This window comes from Streptomyces sp. NPDC048258 (genome assembly GCF_043201995.1).
GTDB lineage: Bacteria > Actinomycetota > Actinomycetes > Streptomycetales > Streptomycetaceae > Streptomyces.
Genome location: NZ_JBICZH010000027.1, coordinates 1 through 16593, shown reverse-complemented (window position 1 = coordinate 16593; position 16593 = coordinate 1). Strand labels below are relative to the sequence as shown.

At 70.5% G+C, this 16593-nt stretch carries 19 protein-coding genes; 10 read left to right on the top strand and 9 right to left on the bottom strand.

Translation table 11 applies throughout. The features are described 5' to 3' along the window. Nucleotides 1–25 precede the first annotated feature (25 nt). Both ACGFYQ_RS37020 and ACGFYQ_RS37015 read left to right on the top strand, forming a co-directional pair. Complete coding sequence (locus ACGFYQ_RS37020; protein ID WP_393750899.1) at nucleotides 26–442, top strand: hypothetical protein; 417 nt, start codon at nucleotides 26–28, stop codon at nucleotides 440–442. Further along, nucleotides 439–744 (top strand): transcriptional regulator, encoded by a 306-nt coding sequence (locus ACGFYQ_RS37015; protein ID WP_393750897.1) that lies wholly within the window; start codon nucleotides 439–441, stop codon nucleotides 742–744. Before ACGFYQ_RS37020 ends, ACGFYQ_RS37015 begins: the two co-directional genes overlap by 4 nt. A gap of 75 nt (nucleotides 745–819) precedes the next feature. On the opposite strand, the gene ACGFYQ_RS37010 is transcribed toward ACGFYQ_RS37015, so the two are convergent. The 6 genes from ACGFYQ_RS37010 to lxmK form a co-directional block, all read right to left on the bottom strand. After that, on the bottom strand, nucleotides 820–975 hold the full coding sequence (locus ACGFYQ_RS37010; protein ID WP_393750895.1) for an LxmA leader domain family RiPP: 156 nt from the start codon (nucleotides 973–975) through the stop codon (nucleotides 820–822). A 104-nt stretch (nucleotides 976–1079) separates the two neighbouring features. Beyond that, nucleotides 1080–1235 (bottom strand): LxmA leader domain family RiPP, encoded by a 156-nt coding sequence (locus ACGFYQ_RS37005; protein ID WP_393750893.1) that lies wholly within the window; start codon nucleotides 1233–1235, stop codon nucleotides 1080–1082. Between the two features lie 347 nt (nucleotides 1236–1582). Next, on the bottom strand, nucleotides 1583–1747 hold the full coding sequence (locus ACGFYQ_RS37000) for an LxmA leader domain family RiPP (protein WP_393750891.1): 165 nt from the start codon (nucleotides 1745–1747) through the stop codon (nucleotides 1583–1585). Between the two features lie 339 nt (nucleotides 1748–2086). Continuing rightward, a complete protein-coding gene (locus tag ACGFYQ_RS36995; RefSeq protein ID WP_393750889.1) occupies nucleotides 2087–3391 on the bottom strand; it encodes an NAD(P)/FAD-dependent oxidoreductase in 1305 nt (434 codons plus the stop codon). 26 nt (nucleotides 3392–3417) lie between these two features. Then, the gene (locus tag ACGFYQ_RS36990; protein ID WP_393750886.1) at nucleotides 3418–4386 is read right to left on the bottom strand and encodes a T3SS effector HopA1 family protein; all 969 of its coding nucleotides are present in this window, start codon (nucleotides 4384–4386) and stop codon (nucleotides 3418–3420) included. Between the two features lies 1 nt (nucleotide 4387). Then, complete coding sequence (gene lxmK / locus ACGFYQ_RS36985; RefSeq protein ID WP_393750884.1) at nucleotides 4388–5494, bottom strand: class V lanthionine synthetase subunit LxmK; 1107 nt, start codon at nucleotides 5492–5494, stop codon at nucleotides 4388–4390. Nucleotides 5495–5652: 158 nt separating this feature from the next. On the opposite strand from lxmK, the gene ACGFYQ_RS36980 reads away from it, so the two are divergent. From ACGFYQ_RS36980 to ACGFYQ_RS36945, 8 genes are all read left to right on the top strand, one after another. After that, nucleotides 5653–6924 (top strand): M16 family metallopeptidase, encoded by a 1272-nt coding sequence (locus ACGFYQ_RS36980; RefSeq protein WP_393750882.1) that lies wholly within the window; start codon nucleotides 5653–5655, stop codon nucleotides 6922–6924. Then, entirely contained in the window at nucleotides 6921–8201 is a 1281-nt protein-coding gene (locus tag ACGFYQ_RS36975; RefSeq protein ID WP_393750880.1) for a M16 family metallopeptidase, read from the top strand. Before ACGFYQ_RS36980 ends, ACGFYQ_RS36975 begins: the two co-directional genes overlap by 4 nt. 5 nt (nucleotides 8202–8206) lie before the next feature. Next, entirely contained in the window at nucleotides 8207–9181 is a 975-nt protein-coding gene (locus ACGFYQ_RS36970; protein ID WP_393750878.1) for an LLM class flavin-dependent oxidoreductase, read from the top strand. After that, complete coding sequence (locus tag ACGFYQ_RS36965) at nucleotides 9178–9789, top strand: flavoprotein (RefSeq protein ID WP_393750876.1); 612 nt, start codon at nucleotides 9178–9180, stop codon at nucleotides 9787–9789. The genes ACGFYQ_RS36970 and ACGFYQ_RS36965 overlap by 4 nt, the downstream gene beginning before the upstream one ends. Then, a complete protein-coding gene (locus tag ACGFYQ_RS36960) occupies nucleotides 9786–10724 on the top strand; it encodes a hypothetical protein (protein WP_393750874.1) in 939 nt (312 codons plus the stop codon). The genes ACGFYQ_RS36965 and ACGFYQ_RS36960 overlap by 4 nt, the downstream gene beginning before the upstream one ends. Nucleotides 10725–10785: 61 nt before the next feature. Next, nucleotides 10786–11127, top strand: a complete 342-nt coding sequence (locus ACGFYQ_RS36955; protein ID WP_393750872.1) for a transposase — start codon at nucleotides 10786–10788, stop codon at nucleotides 11125–11127. 84 nt (nucleotides 11128–11211) lie between these two features. Further along, nucleotides 11212–12993 (top strand): ABC transporter ATP-binding protein, encoded by a 1782-nt coding sequence (locus ACGFYQ_RS36950; RefSeq protein WP_393750870.1) that lies wholly within the window; start codon nucleotides 11212–11214, stop codon nucleotides 12991–12993. 97 nt (nucleotides 12994–13090) lie between these two features. Continuing rightward, complete coding sequence (locus ACGFYQ_RS36945; protein ID WP_393750868.1) at nucleotides 13091–13396, top strand: hypothetical protein; 306 nt, start codon at nucleotides 13091–13093, stop codon at nucleotides 13394–13396. 76 nt (nucleotides 13397–13472) lie between these two features. Here ACGFYQ_RS36945 and ACGFYQ_RS36940 read toward each other — a convergent pair whose 3' ends face one another. From ACGFYQ_RS36940 to ACGFYQ_RS36930, 3 genes are all read right to left on the bottom strand, one after another. Further along, nucleotides 13473–14384 (bottom strand): hypothetical protein, encoded by a 912-nt coding sequence (locus tag ACGFYQ_RS36940; protein ID WP_393750866.1) that lies wholly within the window; start codon nucleotides 14382–14384, stop codon nucleotides 13473–13475. 353 nt (nucleotides 14385–14737) lie between these two features. After that, nucleotides 14738–15529, bottom strand: coding sequence for an ABC transporter permease (locus tag ACGFYQ_RS36935; RefSeq protein WP_393750864.1), 792 nt, complete (start codon nucleotides 15527–15529; stop codon nucleotides 14738–14740). Then, entirely contained in the window at nucleotides 15526–16479 is a 954-nt protein-coding gene (locus tag ACGFYQ_RS36930; RefSeq protein ID WP_393750862.1) for an ATP-binding cassette domain-containing protein, read from the bottom strand. The genes ACGFYQ_RS36935 and ACGFYQ_RS36930 overlap by 4 nt, the downstream gene beginning before the upstream one ends. Between the last annotated feature and the right edge of the window lie 114 nt (nucleotides 16480–16593).

The window sequence follows — 16593 nt, the reverse complement described above, 5'->3', positions numbered from 1 at the left end:
GAAAGTACATGCGAACCTGGCAAACATGGATGCAGAAAACGCCCGACGTGACCTCGAGCAGGCCCGCCAGTCCTACGACGCCTCGGTCCAGCCCCGTCTGCCCCGATGGGCCCCGCCCGTCTGTGCCGTCCTGGTCGGCGCCGCCATCGCGCTGGCCGGCGCGGGCCCCGCCACCGGCTGGCTCAAGCTCGTCACCGTGGCCGCGGGAATCCTGTGCGCACTGACCGCGGCCTGGCTGGTCCTGCGGATCCGGAGCGCGCAGGGCGTCACCGGACTGCGTGGACCCGCCCGCGAGAAGTGGAGGACCGTGGGCATCTGCTGCATCGCCATCGTGGTCTCCGCCCTCGCGTCCTCCCCGGACACCCGCTGGATCTACGCCGGTCTGGGTGTCGCCGTGGGCATCTACACCTGGGTGGCCCTGCAGAAGCAGGTTCGCGCATGACGGACGAAGACGACCTGGACGACGCCTTCCGGACGGCCAACCGCCTTCGGATGTCGGCCTTCCTCTCGGGCTGCGACGAAGCGGAGTTCCGGGCCGTCCAGGACTACTGCGGCCTCTCGCCCTCGAACCTGTCGAAGAACGTCGCCGCCCTGGAGGAGCTCGGCTACCTCTCGGTCCGCAAGGGCCACGTGGGGAAGACGCCCCGCACCTGGCTGTCCCTCACCGACCGGGGCCGCAAGGCCCTGGCAGGCCATCTGGCAGCCCTCCGGCACATCGCCGACACCGCCGCGCGCCACGCCTGAAGCCGCCGCGCGCGACCGGGGCGCCATGCCCACCGTTGCCGGTGGGAGACGGCGCCCCGTGCGCATCCGCACTGATCAGCAGGCGATGTCGTACGTCTTGGCCGAGGCGACGAACGACGCCACGGTCAGGGAGACGATCTCGATCGTGGCCGGCGCACTGTCCAGGGCGTCGGCGGAGAACTCCTCCGCGTCCGTGTAAGCGGCGTACCCGGCGATGAGCTTCTCGTTCATACCAATCACTTCCTTTCCTCGATCGGGAAGGGCCGGAACCTCTGCGGGAACTCCCGGCTCTTCATCTCGTCAGCCGGCGTGCGGCCCCGCGGCCGCAGCCGCACTCAGCACTTGATGTCGTAGGTCTCCGCGGAGGCGACGAACGACGCGACGGTGAGGGAGATGATCTCGATCGTGGCCGGCGCGCTGTCCAGGGCGTTGGCGGACAGCTCCTCCGCGTCGGTGTAGGCGGCGTATCCGGCGATGAGCTTCTCGTTCATGAGAATGACCTCTCGTGTGTGACTGAGGAGAAGGAGCCGAGAACCTTTCGGCTCCCCGTCTGACGAGGAAAAATCTGGCATGCACGCTGCGGGGTGTCGATGTTCCGACAACCGCCCTGTTTAGGGAGGAAGCCGCCTCATCTGCGGGAACCTGCGGCGATCGGCAACCTGGCTCGTTCCTTGGGGAACGGGCCCGGACGGGCCGGGCGGGCCGGAAGCCGGCCGGAAACGCCACGGTGCGGTTCCCCTGGAACGAGGAACCGCACCGTGTGGTGAGCGTCAGCGAGTGGCGAGGGGACGCGGGGGATCCGTCCCCTTCGGTCGCCGGAGCCGGACGATTACCGGATTCAGCAGCCGACGTCGAAGGTGGCCGCGACGCTCGCGCCGACGGAGGCGGCGGTGACCACCCAGCTGACGGTCTCGATGGTGGCCGGCGCGTCGCCCAGCGTGGTCGAGCCGAACTCGTCGGCGTCGGTGTAGGCGGCGTATCCGGCGATGAGCTTCTCGTTCATGAGAATTACCTCTCCTGCGATCCGAAAGCGAAGGGCCGAAGGCTCTCCGGCTCATTTCTTCTGACAGGGATAAATCTGTCACACGCCAAGTGGGCTGTCGACGCTGCTAAGTTTCACCTGTTTAGGCAGAATGCTGATTGAGCTGCGGGAATCGAACGGGAAGCCAATATTGGGCCTACGTTGAGGCCTGGTCAGGCCTCTGTGACAGCCCGGGAAAAGCTGCCGAAAACACAACGGTGCGGTTCCCCAGGAATTCTGGGAAACCGCACCGTGTGGATACCGTCAGCGGGGTTGGGCAAAACGGCGGGGCAGCGCGCCGGCCGTGGGCAGCGCCGGTTCTCAGGCCGTCGCGGCAGCCTCCGCCTCGGCCCGTGCCTTCGCCTGCTCCGTGCGCTCCATGATGACCTCCCGCAGACCGTCCATGCCCATCGGGTCGAAGTCGACCAGGTCGGCCACGGCACCGATGCCCGAGATCAGCGCGATGAAGCCGACCCGCGAGGACTGGGTGTACATCTGGGTGATCTCCTGGGCGCGCTCCATGTACTCCTCCCGCAGCCGCGTGGGGTCCATGAAGAACCGCACGTAGGTGAGGATGTCCTTGAAGAGCTGCCGGTAGACGCTGTCGAACTGCTTCAGCGCCTGCTGCTCGTCCGCCGGGCTCCGCAGCGCCTTGTCGAGACTCCGCGCCGCCAGCCACGCGCCGGAGGTCCCGAGCCAGACCCCGGAGGAGAACAGCGGGTCGATGAACGCCGCCGCGTCGCCGACCGCGACCCAGCCCCGGCCATAGAACGTGTCGCTGAGGTGCGACCAGTCCCGCGCCGTCTTCATGTCCGCCGACGTGTCCGAGGGGTCCACCATCGTCTTGGCGATGTTGCTGGCCGCCAGGCCCTGGAGGAACACCTCCCGCTGGCTCAGCCCCTCCCGGACGGCCTTCGCCATCCGTTCCGCCGGCAGCACGTAGCCCATGCTCAGCTTGTCTTTCCCCAGCGGGATGCCCCACATCCACCCCCCGCCCTCGATGGCCTCGCACAGGATGTCGTCCCCGTTCTCGATCGGGGTGTAGGTGTCGTAGTAGCCCCACACCGCGACATTGCGCAGGTCGTCCTGCCACTGGGTCTCCGTCACCTTGCGGGAGACCACGCGCGCCTGGCCCGAGGCATCGACGACGAAGCGGCTGGTGACCCGGTGCTGCTGTCCCCCGTGGGTGTACACCAGCCCGGTCACCGTGCCCGTATCGGCGCCGGTCACCTCGCTGACGTGTGCCTCCTCCACGACCGTCGCGCCCATGGAGCGCGCGTTGTCGAGCATCAACTGGTCGAATTCGCTGCGGGTCACGTGCCAGGCGTGGCCGTAGATGCTGCCCGTCGAGGAGAAGTCGCTGCGCCACGGCTGCGGGTCCGAACCCCACCGCAGGGAGATGCCGCTCTTGTGCTGGAACCGCCGGTCCAGTTCCTCGACCAGGCCGAGTTCCTCCATCAGCGGGGTCATGCCGGTGACCAGGGACTCACCGATGTGGTAGCGGGGGAACCGCTCCCGTTCGAGGATCAGGACCCGGTGACCGGCCTTGGCGAGGAGCCCGCCGACGGTCGAACCGGCCGGCCCGCCGCCGACGACGACCACGTCGTAGTTCTGCATGTCAGACATGTGCGAATTCCCTTCGAGGGTGGGTTTCAAGACGGCCGAACAACGTCGGTGACGGGCGAGGAGAGGTTGCGGGCAGGTTCGGCGGGGTCGATCCCGGCGTCGAGGAAGGCCGTGGCGATGGTGTCGGCGAGCAGCTCGTCCTCGTCGTCGGCCGTGGTGGCGTGCCGGACCAGGGCTTCCGCGAACACCTGCGCCCGGTGCTGCCCGAAGCTCAGGTCCTGCCGGGCCCGGCGCGGGTCGTCCGGCTCGAAGGCACAGCCGACCGAGGCGGTGACGGCCCGGGTGAAGGGGGAGGTTCCCTCCGTGAGGAGGTCGGTTTCCTCGAGCATGACCGCGCAGTCGCGGGCGATCCGCCACGACGGCCGCGGAAGGTAGACGACGAGGGCGTCGTTGCGCGGGTACACGACGGGGGACGAGGCGATCTTCGCCTGCCAGGGGACCCCCGCGTCCTCCAGGAAACCGACGAGCGCACGCCAGACGTCCGGCGCGACGTCCGGGGAATCCAGGTGCCCGTACAGCCGCAGCAGTGGTCCCTTCCGCGGGGGAGCGGACAGGCTGGAGTTGGCGAGGAAGAAGCCCGACGACAGACCCGGCCTGGCGCAGGGCATGACGACGGTGACCTGGTCGCCGGAGCGTCCGGCCACCCGGCCGCGCGGCACCCGGACCCGCAGTCCGTCCAGCACCACGACGGTGTCGTCCGCCGTCTCGGAGACGAAGCGTCCCACCATCGTCGTGCTCGGCGGCCCGGTGGCCTCGTCGAGAGCCGCGTCCAGGGCGGCGTCGCGCAGCGAACGCGGCTTCACGTCCAGTGGCCTGGCGCGGCCGGAGTGCAGGGTGTCGTACAGCACGCCGCCCAGACGGCGGGCCAGGGCCTGGGGATTGTCCGCCTCGTAGACCTCGCCGGCCGTCTCCGCCTTGAGCCCTCCGGCGGTGACGGTGACCCGCTCGGTCAGGGCGGCGATCCGGTCGGCCAGACCGAGATTTCCGTGCGGCATGTCAGGCCTCCAGACCCAGGGACGAGGTGAATTCGGCCGGGGACAGCAGGACTGTGCGCCCGATGCCCGCCGCGGCTTTGGACACGGGCGACAGTCGGGTCGAGGAGCCCGCCGTGGCGAGCATGCGGTCCATCATGTGCCAGCCGGCGTACGAGGCCGCCCTGACGGCGAGCTCCTTGTCGTCCCGGACGAAGCCCGGAGCGCGGTCGAGGTAGGCGGCGTAGAAACGGCGGACCAGCGGGCTGCGCTGCTCGATCTCGCCGACACCGGTGGCGATGATCTCCTCGTGGGTGGGGGTGTGCCCCATGGGGGACGATTCGGCCAGTGTCACGGGGATCCGCAGGGCCGCCTGGAAGAGCCACTCACCCGCGAACGCGCCCAGGTCCCGGGCCGGATCACCGATGCGGGCCTCCTCGAAGTCCGTCAGGTACAGCTGCCCGCCGGCGAGGAGGAACTGGTCCAGCCGCACGTCGCCGTGGATGGGACACCAGGAGGGGAGGGACTCGTCGTCCGCCCCGCGCAGCCGGCGCAGGGCGTCGGCCAGTGGCGGGTCCCCGTGCATCAGCCGCCATGTGGCCAGCTCCGCGGCCGTCGCCTGGGTGTAGAAGGAATAGGGCACCGCCTCCAGGTTCGCCGTGGGCGGCAGCGGATGGGGCGTGGTGTCGAATCCCGCCGGGTCCAGCCCGTGGACGGCCGCGAGGCCGGTACCCGCCCGTTCGCACAGATCCTCGGTGAAGGCGTCGTCCGCGACCAGTTCGGTTCCGCTCCGGCTGTCGGAGAGCCGTTCGAAGACCAGTAGCCCGTTCTCCTTGTCGGACCCCAGCAGACGAGGCGTCGTCACCCAGTCCCCGGCTGCGGCGCAGAATGCCGTGGTACGCGTCATCCGGGCCTCACGGTCGGGCCCGCTGATGCGTTTGACGAATACCTCGGTACCGTCGGCGCTGGTTCCGCTCCAATTGTCATTGCGTCCCAGGGACGTCTTCACCACGGTCCGGTCGAGAATTCCGATACCGAGCCGACTGAGCAGTGCGTCGACCTCCGGAACACTGTCGAGATCGACCGGCGTCAACTGGGGAGTTCCGCCCCGGGCACGGTTTTCTGTCTCCATGCCGGGGACACTAAGGAGGGATCCGGTCGAGCGGCAACATCCAATTTTCCGGGTAAGTTGAAGGTCCGGCGGACCTGATGACGCCCCACTGGGCGGATTCCCCCGGGCGGTCAATTAACGCTTGGTGCGGCGGCGCCGGCGCGGCTGTAATCCTCCGTATGTCGGACGCCATCCATCACGAGACACTCGCCAACGGACTGCGCATCGTGGCTCAGCGAGTCAGGGGAGCCTCCGGTGTCGGAGTCTCCGTGAACTACCGGGTCGGCTTCCGGACCGAGAAACCCACGCGCTCGGGATTCGCCCACCTCTTCGAGCACATGATGTTCCAGGGGTCGCGGAACACCGCCGCCGGAGAGCACTTCGCCTCCGTCCAGGCCTGTGGCGGAATCGTCAACGGCAACACGTTCCCCGACTCGACCGACTACTACCAGGTCGTTCCGGGGGCCGCGCTGCGCATGGTCCTGGAACTCGAGGCCGACCGCATGGGGTTCCTCACGATCTCCCCCGACCTCCTCGCCACCCAGCGCAACGTCGTCAAGGAAGAGATACGGCTGCAAGTCACCGGCAAGCCCTACGGCGGCTTCCCGTGGACCGTCCTCCCCGGCGTGATGTTCGAACGGTGGGAGAACACCCACAACGGCTTCGGGGAACTCGCCGACCTCGACGCGGCGACCGCCGAGGACTGCGCCGACTTCTTCCGCACCTACTACGCGCCCGGCAACGCCGTCCTGGCCATGTGCGGCGACCTCGCCCCGGAGCAGGCCGTCGCCGCGGCCCGCACCGCATTCGCCCACGTTCCCGCCCGCCCCGTGCCCGCACCACCCGACCTGCACGAGCCCGCGCCGGCCGGGGAACGCCGTGCGACCCACCACGACGCCCTCGCCCCCCAGCCCGCCCTGGCCCTCGGAGCCCGCCTCCCCGACGCACGGCACGACGTACGCGGGTACGCCGCCCACGTCGCGCTGGCCCACCTGCTGACCACCGGCAACCACGCCAGGCTGCGCACCGCCCTGATCCCGTTCGGCGCGAAAGTCGACTCGGCCACGGGCTACTTCGGACCGATGACCGTCACCCACCCCGACACCTTCGTCATCGTCGCCCACCACCGCGCCGGCCAGGGCGACCGGACGGAGGAGGTCGTCAAGGGCCAGCTCGCCGACGTCGCCGGCGGTGCGGCCCGGGGAGCGGAGACGGCCCGGGCGGTGGCCTGCGCCCGTACGCGCTTCTACCGGGACTTCGACTCGCTCGCCTACCGCGCCCGGTTCCTCGCCCGCGGCGCCCTCCTCTTCGGCCGGGCCGACATCGGCGAGCAGCTCGCCCGGCACATCGGAGACCTCACCGACGCGGACATCACGGCCGCGGCGGCCAACGTCTCCTCGCCCGCGGGACGCGCGCTGATCAACCTGCTGCCCGAGGAGACGCCCCGATGACCCTTTCCGCACCCGACGCGCACCTGGTCACGGACCAGGCTCCCAACGGCCTGACCCTGACCGCGACCTCCCTCGACACCGTGCCGCTCCTGCAGGCACGCCTCGCGCTGCGCCTGCCGCTCGGCACACCCGCCGACCTCGCCGCCTCGGACGTCGTCGCCGCCTGCTGGTCACTGCACTCCGCCACCGCCCGTCTCGAACAGGCCGGGGGCATCGCCAGCGTCAACCGCCGACGCGACTGGCTGCTGCTCGGCCTGCAGGCGACGGCCGACCTCCAGCCCCTGCTGGCGGACACCCTCGCCGAGCTCGTCCACGCCGGCTTCACCACCGCCACCGTCGAACGCGCCGTCACCCTGGTCACCCAGCAGGCGACCGTGGCAGCCTCCCAGCCCGCCGTCCACGCCACCCGCCGGATGTGGTCCGCGTACTACGGGCAGCTTCCGCCCGCGGTCGACCCCGCACCCGACCCCGAACTGACCGGGCACGCCACCCTGAGCGACGTCACCGAGGCGTTCGCCCGGTTCGTCACCCCGCACCGGGCCCATCTCGCCCTCGTTGGAGCCACGGACACCACGCAGGCCCTCACCCGGTTCACGGCCGCCCTGTCCGACTGGCAGGCCGGCCTTCCCGACGACCGGCCGGCACTCCCGACGCCGCTGCCGTCACCCGGGATCACCACCAGCCACCGCCCCGGCCAGGAACTCACCCAGATACGCCTCGTCGCACCCGCCCCGCCCCGCAACGACATCATGGACTTCGCAGCCCACCAGGTGGCCGCCACCGTCCTCGGTGGCAGCTTCGCCTCCCGCATCAACACCGTCCTGCGGGAACAGCACGGCCTGGCGTACCGGTGCCGCGCCGCCACCGACTACGTCGACGCGGACGTCGTGGTCATAGAGGCCGACGTACACACCCGCCACGCCCCCCGGGCCATGAGCCTCCTCATGGAACTCACCGACGAGTACTCCACCACCGGGCCCGACGAGGAGGAGCTCCGCGCGGCCGGCGGGTTCATCACCGGCGCCTACACCATCAACGCCGGCTCCCAGAGCGGCCGGGCCTCCCTGCTCACCGCGGCCGTCACCCAGGACCTGCCCCCCAGCGCGCTCACCGACGTTCCCCGCGCCATCGCCGCGCTCACCCTCGCCGACGTCCGCGGTGCCGCCGCGCACTACCGGCCCGACCGCTTCAGCGGTGTCGTCTGCGGAGACGCCACCGGCTTCCCCGACCAGTGGCGCCGGCGCCCCGGCCACCCCGCATCCAGCAGCGAAGGATGAACGAGATGTCCACGATCAGCGTCATGTATCCGGCGATGCCGGCCGACATCGGCGACGTCCTGCCCTACGCCCGCGTCGCCGAGACCACTTCCGGCCGCAGGCTGTGGCTCGGGCAGTCCTTCACCATCGAAAGTCACGCGGTCTTCGCCGCACTGACCGGTATGGGCCTCGACATAGGCTTCGGAACCGCCGTCACACTGATGCCGCTGCGTCACCCCATGACTGCCGCCGTCAACGCACGCTCCATCGCGGCCCTGTCCGGCCACTCCTACATCAGCGGCATAGGCCCCGGAGGCAAGGAGCTCCAGCGCCGGGTCAACGGCCGCGCCTACGACAAGCCCGTGACGGCCGCCCGTCACTACATCCGGATGATGCGCACCCTGCTCGACGGCGGCCTCGCCACGGACGACGGCCTGTGGCCGACCGACGGCATCGAGATATCGAAGATGGACACGCCCCCCGTCGAAATCGGCGTCGGAGTCCTCCGTCTGCCGATGGCCCGGCTGGCCGGAGAGGCCGCCGACTGGGCCATCACCTGGCTGACACCCCTCAGCTACCTCGGTGACCGGCTCCTGCCGGCCATGGACGAGGCCGCCCGGACGGCGGGCCGTACCCGGCCGCGGGTCGCCGCCATCGTCCACTGCGCCGTGACCCGCCCCGGCCGCGACCTCCGGCAGCTGGCCCTCAAAGCCGTCGGCCCCCACCTGTCGTCCCCCCACTACAGCGACATGCTCAACCAGGCCGGCATCCCCGTCGACCGCTCCGACCCGGCGACCGCGGCGCAGCACATCATCGACCGGAACCTCTTCGCCACGGGCACCGCCGACGACATCGCCGCCACGCTGGCCTCCTACCACCAGGCCGGCGTCGACGACGTGGTCGTCAACGTGTGCGGCCTGCACATGCACGAGGGAACCGGCGCCGCGATCCGCGACCTCACCGCCATCACCACCGCCTTCGCCCGGCGAGGCACCCGATGACCCTGCCCGTGCCCTCCCCGCAGGCCGCACCCGCCTTCCACGCCAAACGTCTCCTCTACATCACCACCGGCGGGATCCAGGCCATGCTCCTGCCGGCCTGGATGAGCTGGCTGCGCACCCACTACCCGGAAACCGAGGTCCACAGCGTCCTCACGGCGTCCGCCCGGCGCTTCGTGGGAACCACGGCCGTCGCCGCGGCAGGGGGCCGGGGCCTGCCCACCGTCGACGTGTGGCCCGACGAACCCGACCGGGCCCTGCACGTCCACCTCGCCGCGTGGCCCGACGCCGTGCTCGTCCATCCGGCCACCATGCACTTCATCGCCCGCCTCTCGCTGGGCCTCGCGGACACCCCCGCGCTGCTGGCCCTCCAGAGCACCCGGGCCCCGATCGTGATCTGCCCCTCGCTGCCCCCGAACGGCCACCTGAACCCCGCCTACCAGCGGCACATCGTCGAGCTGTCCCAACGGGAGAACGTCACCGTCCTGCCACCCGTGAGCGGGGTGAGCGTGTCCACCGGAGAGGAGGGCATCGGCAGCGCCGCCTACCTGCCGCACGCCCTCACCACCCTGGAGGACATGCGCGCATGGTCCGAGAGCGGTGCCGCATGACCGCACCCGACGAACAGCAGATCGCCACGTACGGCACCGGCCTGCAGACCACCCGCATCACCCGGCGCTCCGACGGCACCATCCGCTGGCAGCACAGCCGAGGGCACAACCACACCACCCCCTACCCTCCCGTCCCGGACGACTTCACCGCGCGCGCACGCGACGCGTCCGACGACCGCCTGCACTTCGCCACACCCACCGAAGCCGACGCGACCCGGAGCACCTGGAACACCGCCGGCCGGCGCAGCGCCGCCCGGTTCCTGCTCATCGAGGACGACCCCGGCCACCACCTGTACGACCTCCTCGGCCGCCTCGGGGCCCGGCTCGAAGTCCTCCACACCCCCCGGCCCGCCCCGCCGCGCGACGTCTACCCGCCGCCCCCCGGTCCGGCCAGGCTGCGCACCTGGCTCGAACACGGCCGCGGCACCCGGGCCGGCGCCGGCTTCCACTACCGCCTGCGCAGCCAACTCGGCCCCGGACGCTTCGCCAAACTGCGCGCCTACACCGACACCGTCCTGCAGCCCACGGACCACGACACCGTCCTGCACGGCTGGCTCACCCTCGGCAGCATCGTCCCGCCGGACGAGCCCGGATCCGGCCTGCCCACCGCGGTCCTCTCCGGCATCGAAGCCGCGTACGGACGCCCCGAAGCAGACCTGTCCTCCATCGTCGGCGAGATCGAGGAGTTCCGCCGCACAGCCGAACTGTCCGGCACGCCGAGGCCCTTCCTCCGCAGGCTGACGGCCACCTTCCTGGACCACTACGGACTCGGCTACGACCGGTCCGTCGTGGCAGCCGGCGCGGTGGTCCGCATCGCCACGCACGCCCACGACTTCGCCAACTACGTGGGCTGGCACGCCAGCCTCCACACCTACGTCCCGATGCTGGCCGACCTCCTGGACTGCGACGGGAACACCGCCCTTCCCGGCACGTGAGCGGTGCCGTACCCCGCCGCCTCTGCCGAGAACCGAAGAACGCAGCACACAAGGGGATGCCGTGTCGCCGCAACCCGTCATACCGCCCCAGGAAAAGGTGCGTCTCGTGCTGGACCTGCTGTGCAAACGTCTCACCCTCTCCCAGGCCGCGCAGCAGGCAGGCGTCTCGCCCCAGGCAGTGGCCAACTGGCGCCGCCAGTTCATCACCGCCGGTCATGACGGCCTGCAGACGCCGGTCCGCCGCTCCGAGGAGGCCGACCGCCAACGCAAGCTGCTCAACGAGATCACGCTGTTGAAGGCCGCGCTCGGAGAGGCCCACCTCGCCCTGCGCCAGCACCGCGGACGAAGAACCGGCCCGCCCGGCAGCTCCCGGCCCGGCCCGTCCGGCGGTTCCCGGTTCTGACCGGCTTCCCGCATCCGCCGGCTGTGCCCCGGCCTCCCGTACGTCCGCAGCCACCGACGCCGACCACCGTGAAAGGCACCCGTCATGAGGCAACCGACCTCACAGCAGCCACAGCCCGCCGCGGGGCAGCCCATCCGGCTCCTGCGAGAGCTTGGCACCACGCCCTGGCCCCTCGTCGCCGCCGTCGTGCTGGCCCTGACCGCGACCGGCGCGTCCCTGTCCCTGCCGCTCCTGGCCAAGGACGTCATCACCAGCTTCGCCGAGGACCAGTCGCTGCTCACCCCCGTCATCTGGATGTGCGTCGCAGCCGTCGGAGGGGCGGCGGCCATGGCGGCCGCCGGATTCCTCATAGCCCGCGCCGGCGAGCAGATGGTCTACCGGGTCCGCAACTACGTCATGGGCCATACCCTGCGCCTGCCGCTGCTCACCGTCCGGACCCAGGGCACGGGCAACCTCACCGCGAGGATCACCTCGGACGCCCTGCAACTGCGTCAGGTCGTAGACGTCGGCGCCCAGTTCCCCCTCGCGATCCTCACCGTGCTGGCCACTCTCGGGGTCATGACCTGGATCGACTGGGTTCTCACCCTGGTGACGGTGGCCTCCCTGCTCCTCGTCACCGCCGTCCTCAGCCTCACCTTCCGGCGCCTCAAGGCCAGCATCACCGGTCAGCAGATCGCCATCGGCAAGATCGCCCAGCGCTTCACCTCCTACCTGGAGGCGCTCACCGCCATCAAGGCGAACCGAGCCGAACCGCTCGTGGCCCAGGTCCTCGCCGACGACGCCGACATCCTGCGCCGCGAGTCCCTCACCAGTGCCCGGCTCCAGGCCATCGTCCCGGCGGCGACCCAGCTCGGCAATCAGTTCGCGATGATCGCCGTCATCCTCGCCGGCGGCACCCGCATCGCCTCCGGTGCCCTCGAGGTCGCCGACTTCGCCGCGTTCCTCCTCTACCTCCTGCAGACCATTCCGTCGGCCACCACCCTGACCAATGCCATGGGACGCCTCCAGGCGGGCCTGGCCGCCCGGGACCGCTGCAACGAACTGCTCGCCCTCCCCGACGAGGCCGCGGACTCGCCCACCACGCGGGCCCCCGCCGTGGACCCGGCCGCACCGGCCATCGCCTTCCGCGACGTCTCCTTCACCCACCCCGGCGTCGGCACCCCCGCGCTGCGCGACATCTCCTTCGAGGCTCCGGCCGTCGGACTCACCGCCCTCGTCGGCTCCTCCGGCGCCGGCAAGACCACCGCGCTCACGCTCATGGACCGGTTCGTACGTCCCGGCAGCGGCCGGATCACCGTCCTCGGCCACGATCAGGACCGCTGGCCGCTCGGCGACCTGCGCCGGCACATCGCCTTCGTCGACCAGAAGTTCACCCTCATCGAGGCCAGCGCCCGCGACAACCTCCAGCTGGGCAAGGACAGCCCCGCCACCGACGAGGAGCTCGCCCACGTCCTCGACGTCCTGGACCTCACGGACGTCATCGACGCGCTGCCCGACGGCCTGGACACCGTACTCGGCCGCGAGACGGACCTCTCCGGCGGACAGCGGCAGCGCATGGCCCTGGCCCGGGCCCTGCTCTCCGACGCCGAGATCGTCCTGCTCGACGAACCCACCAGCCAGCTCGACGGCATCAACGAACAGCGTTTCCGCGCCGATCTGGACATGCTGGCCCGGGACCGTGCCGTCATCGTGGTGGCCCATCGCCTGTCGACCATCAACCACGCCCGCCATGTCGTCCTGCTGGACTCCGGCACCGTCGTCGACTCCGGCGACCACGACTCCCTGATGCAGCGCTGCCCCCAGTACCGGGAACTCGTGGCGACTCAGACCCTGCGGGAGACGGCCACTCCGGTGGCCGCCGCGTAGTGCGGCCGGCGGACCCCTGAAACGCCGCCGCGTTTCCGTGGCGGAGCAGTACGTCCATGGTCGTCGCCTCGGCGTGACCGGAGAGAGGGAAACCGATATGAACCGTTCGATACAGAAGGCCGTGCACTGCACGATCCTCGCTGCCGCGCTGGCCCTGAGCGCTCCACAGGCCTTCGCCGCGTCGGGCAGCGACGCCGCCGGTCCCGCGCGGCAGCCCGTCGCTTCTCAGGCGAGCGCGTGGCTGCCCCCCGCGGGCTACGTAAAGGAAAGCTCCTTCTACGGCACGGCTGCTGCCTGCGAGTCCACGGGCAGGACCGGCATCGCGGAGGGGAAGTGGATCGCGTACATCTGCTACCAGGCGCTGCCTTTCACTCCCTTCCAGGATCTCTACGTCAAGAAGTAGCGTCCGAGACGGGCCGCACGCCCTCCCGTGCGGCCCGTCGCCGGGCGCGGTGGTGGTCCGCCGGGACGGCGGAAGGTCAGGTGAGGACGACGACCTTGTGCATGCCGAGGAACGTGTGCGGAAGGCCGTTCCTGGCGCTCGGGACGTAGCAGAGCAGTACGTAGGTACCGGGCGGCAGGCCGTGCTGCTGGAGCATGGCGGTCCGGCCGGGGGAGATGGCTCCGAGGCCGTACGAAGGGCCGCTGAAGGGCCACGGCTCGGTCGCGGTGCCCTTCAGGAGGTTGTCGAAGTACGTCTGGAGCTGCACGTCCGTGGTGCCCGCGGCGACCGGCTGGAGCACCATCTCGTGGATCTCGTCCGAAGCGTTGTGGACCAGGATGGGGTCTTTGGCCCTGGTGGTGCCTTGCGCCTCGAAGCGGGGCCCGCCCGCTGCCTGCTCCGCGATGACGAAGCTTCCGGGGAACGCCGTGAGGCTCGGGACCCCGGCCTTGCCGAGGGTCATGGTGCGGTGGACCGGGTGGGCCGGGTCGCGCAGGAAGGCAGTGAAGTCGACCAGGACGACCTGGCCGGCCGAGACCGGGGTGGTGAAGGTGGCCGGGACCGCCGGGGTGACCGAGGCGCCGCCGAGCCACTCCGCCTCGTCCCGGACGGCCGCCGAGGCCTCGGCGCCGGCTGCCGGTACGCGGCTGACGAGTTTGGTGAGGTCGGTGAAGAACGCCTCCAGGGTGACACCCGGGCGCAGCCTGACCGCGTGGAGCAGGCGGCCCGTCGCGTCGTCGGTGGTGACGTGGAAGGAGACCAGGCCGCTGGGTGCTTCGGACGGGGCGGTGATGCCCGCGGCGCCGATGCTGATCTCGACCGGGCCGGAGGCCTTGAGGCTTTCGCTGTCCAGGGCATCGGCGAAGGTCATGCCGCTGAGCATGGTGACGAAGGCCAGCGCGACGACGGCCGCGGCTCTGGTTCCGCGTCTGAGCAGTGCGGTGGACATGTGTAACCCCCCTGTCAAGGTGTGACCCCCCATCACCCGGGCAGCGACAACCGATCTGACGACCAGTCAAAAGCACTGCCACCAGGGCGGATTGAGGAGTCGGGCTGCGGATCGGCAGCCCGCTCACACCCTGGCACACGCCCCCGGAGACCGGCTATGAGCTCGCCGGAGAAGATGACGCTGTGTAGCCGTTCTCCAGGGCGGCGCCACACCCGGTCGAGCGCCGCCCGAGCCGACCGTTCACGGGCGGATGGCCGAGAACGCCGACGGGGCGGCGTATGCCGACGCGGTGTCGGGGTACGCCGCCCTGGGGCGGGGCGAGTTGCGGGAGGTGGCCCGCGTTGTCATGGCGGTTACTTCGGGTCGCGGTTGAACTTCGAGGCCGACCAGAAGTAGCCGAGCACGGCCAGCCCCAGGCACCAGGCGACTGCGATCCATCCGTTGTGGCCGATCTCGGTGCCGAGCAGCAGCCCGCGCAGGGTCTCGATGGCGGGGGTGAAGGGCTGGTATTCGGCGATCGGCTGGAACCAGCCCGGCATCGCGTCGACGGGGACGAAGGTGCTGGAGAGGAGCGGCAGCAGGATCATCGGCATCGCGTTGTTGCTGGCGGCCTCGGCGTTCGGGCTGATCAGGCCCATGCCGACCGCGATCCAGGTGAGCGCCAGGGCGAACAGCACGAGCAGCCCGAACGCCGCCAGCCACTCCAGGGCGGTGGCGTTGGTGGAGCGGAAGCCGATGGCCACGGCGACGGCTCCGACGAGGACCACGCTGGCGATGCACTGCAGCACGCTGCCGATGACGTGCCCGATGAGCACCGAGCCGCGGTGGATCGCCATGGTGCGGAAGCGGGCGATGATGCCCTCGGTCATGTCGGTGGAGACGGACACCGCGGTGCCGATCGTGGTGCTGCCGATGGTCATCAGCAGGAGACCCGGTACGAGGTAGGCGATGTACTCGGAACGGTCGGCGCCGCCGCTGCCGATGCCCGCGCTCATCACGTCGCCGAAGATGTAGACGAAGAGCAGCAGCAGCATGATCGGCGTGAGCAGCAGGTTCAGGGTGAGGGACGGGTAGCGCCGCGCGTGCAGGAGGTTGCGGCGCAGCATGGTGGACGAGTCGCGCACGGCGAGGGAGAGGGAGCTCATCGGACAGCCTCCTTGTGCTGGTCGGTGTCGCCGGTCAGGGCGAAGAACACGTCGTCGAGGTCGGGGGTGTGCACGGTCAGCTCGTCGGCCTCGATGCCGGCGGAGTCCAGCCGGTCGAGGACGGTACGCAGCTCGCGCTGGCTGCCGTCGCTGGGGACCTGCAGCGCCAGCCCCTCGTCGTCCCGGGTGGCCTCGCGCAGGGCGATGGCGGCGGACTGGTAGGCGGCCGGGTCGGTGAAGCGGAGCCGGACGTGGCCGCCGGGGATGAGCCGCTTGAGCTCGTCGGCGGTGCCCTGGGCGGCGATCTTGCCGTCGTTGAGCACGGCGATGCGGTCGGCGAGCTGGTCGGCCTCCTCCAGGTACTGGGTGGTGAGGAAGACGGTGACGCCGTCGGAGACGAGCTCGCGGATGATCTGCCACATGTTGTGGCGGGAGCGGGGGTCGAGGCCGGTGGTCGGTTCGTCGAGGAAGATGATCCGCGGGTTGCCGACCAGCGTCATGGCGATGTCGAGGCGGCGCTTCATGCCGCCGGAGTAGGTGGAGGCGGGCTTCTGCGCGGCCTCCACCAGGTCGAAGCGCTCCAGCAGTTCGGCGGCGACCCGCCGCCCGTCGCGCTTGGACAGGTGGTGCAGGTCCGCCATGAGGAGCATGTTCTCCTCGCCGGTGATCAGGCCGTCGACGGCGGAGAACTGCCCGGTGACACCGATCGCGGCGCGCACCGCCTGCGGGTCGGTGGCCAGGTTGTGGCCGCCGATGTGGATGCCGCCGGTGCCCGGGTCGGGGGAGACGAGGGTGGAGAGGATCTTGACGGCGGTGGTCTTGCCGGCGCCGTTCGGCCCGAGCAGGGAAAAGATCGTTCCTTCGGGGACGGCCAGGTCGACACCGTCGAGCACGGTCTTGTCGCCGTAGGACTTGCGCAGCCCGTTCGCCGCGATGGCCAGGTTGGTCATGAGGGGTGCTCCTTTACAGGCTGCGGGCGGTGATGTCGCCGTAGGTGGTGGTCGCGTGGATGTTCAGGCCGGCGGCGGCACCGTCGGTGTTGTTGAGCGAGTTGTGGATCCGGC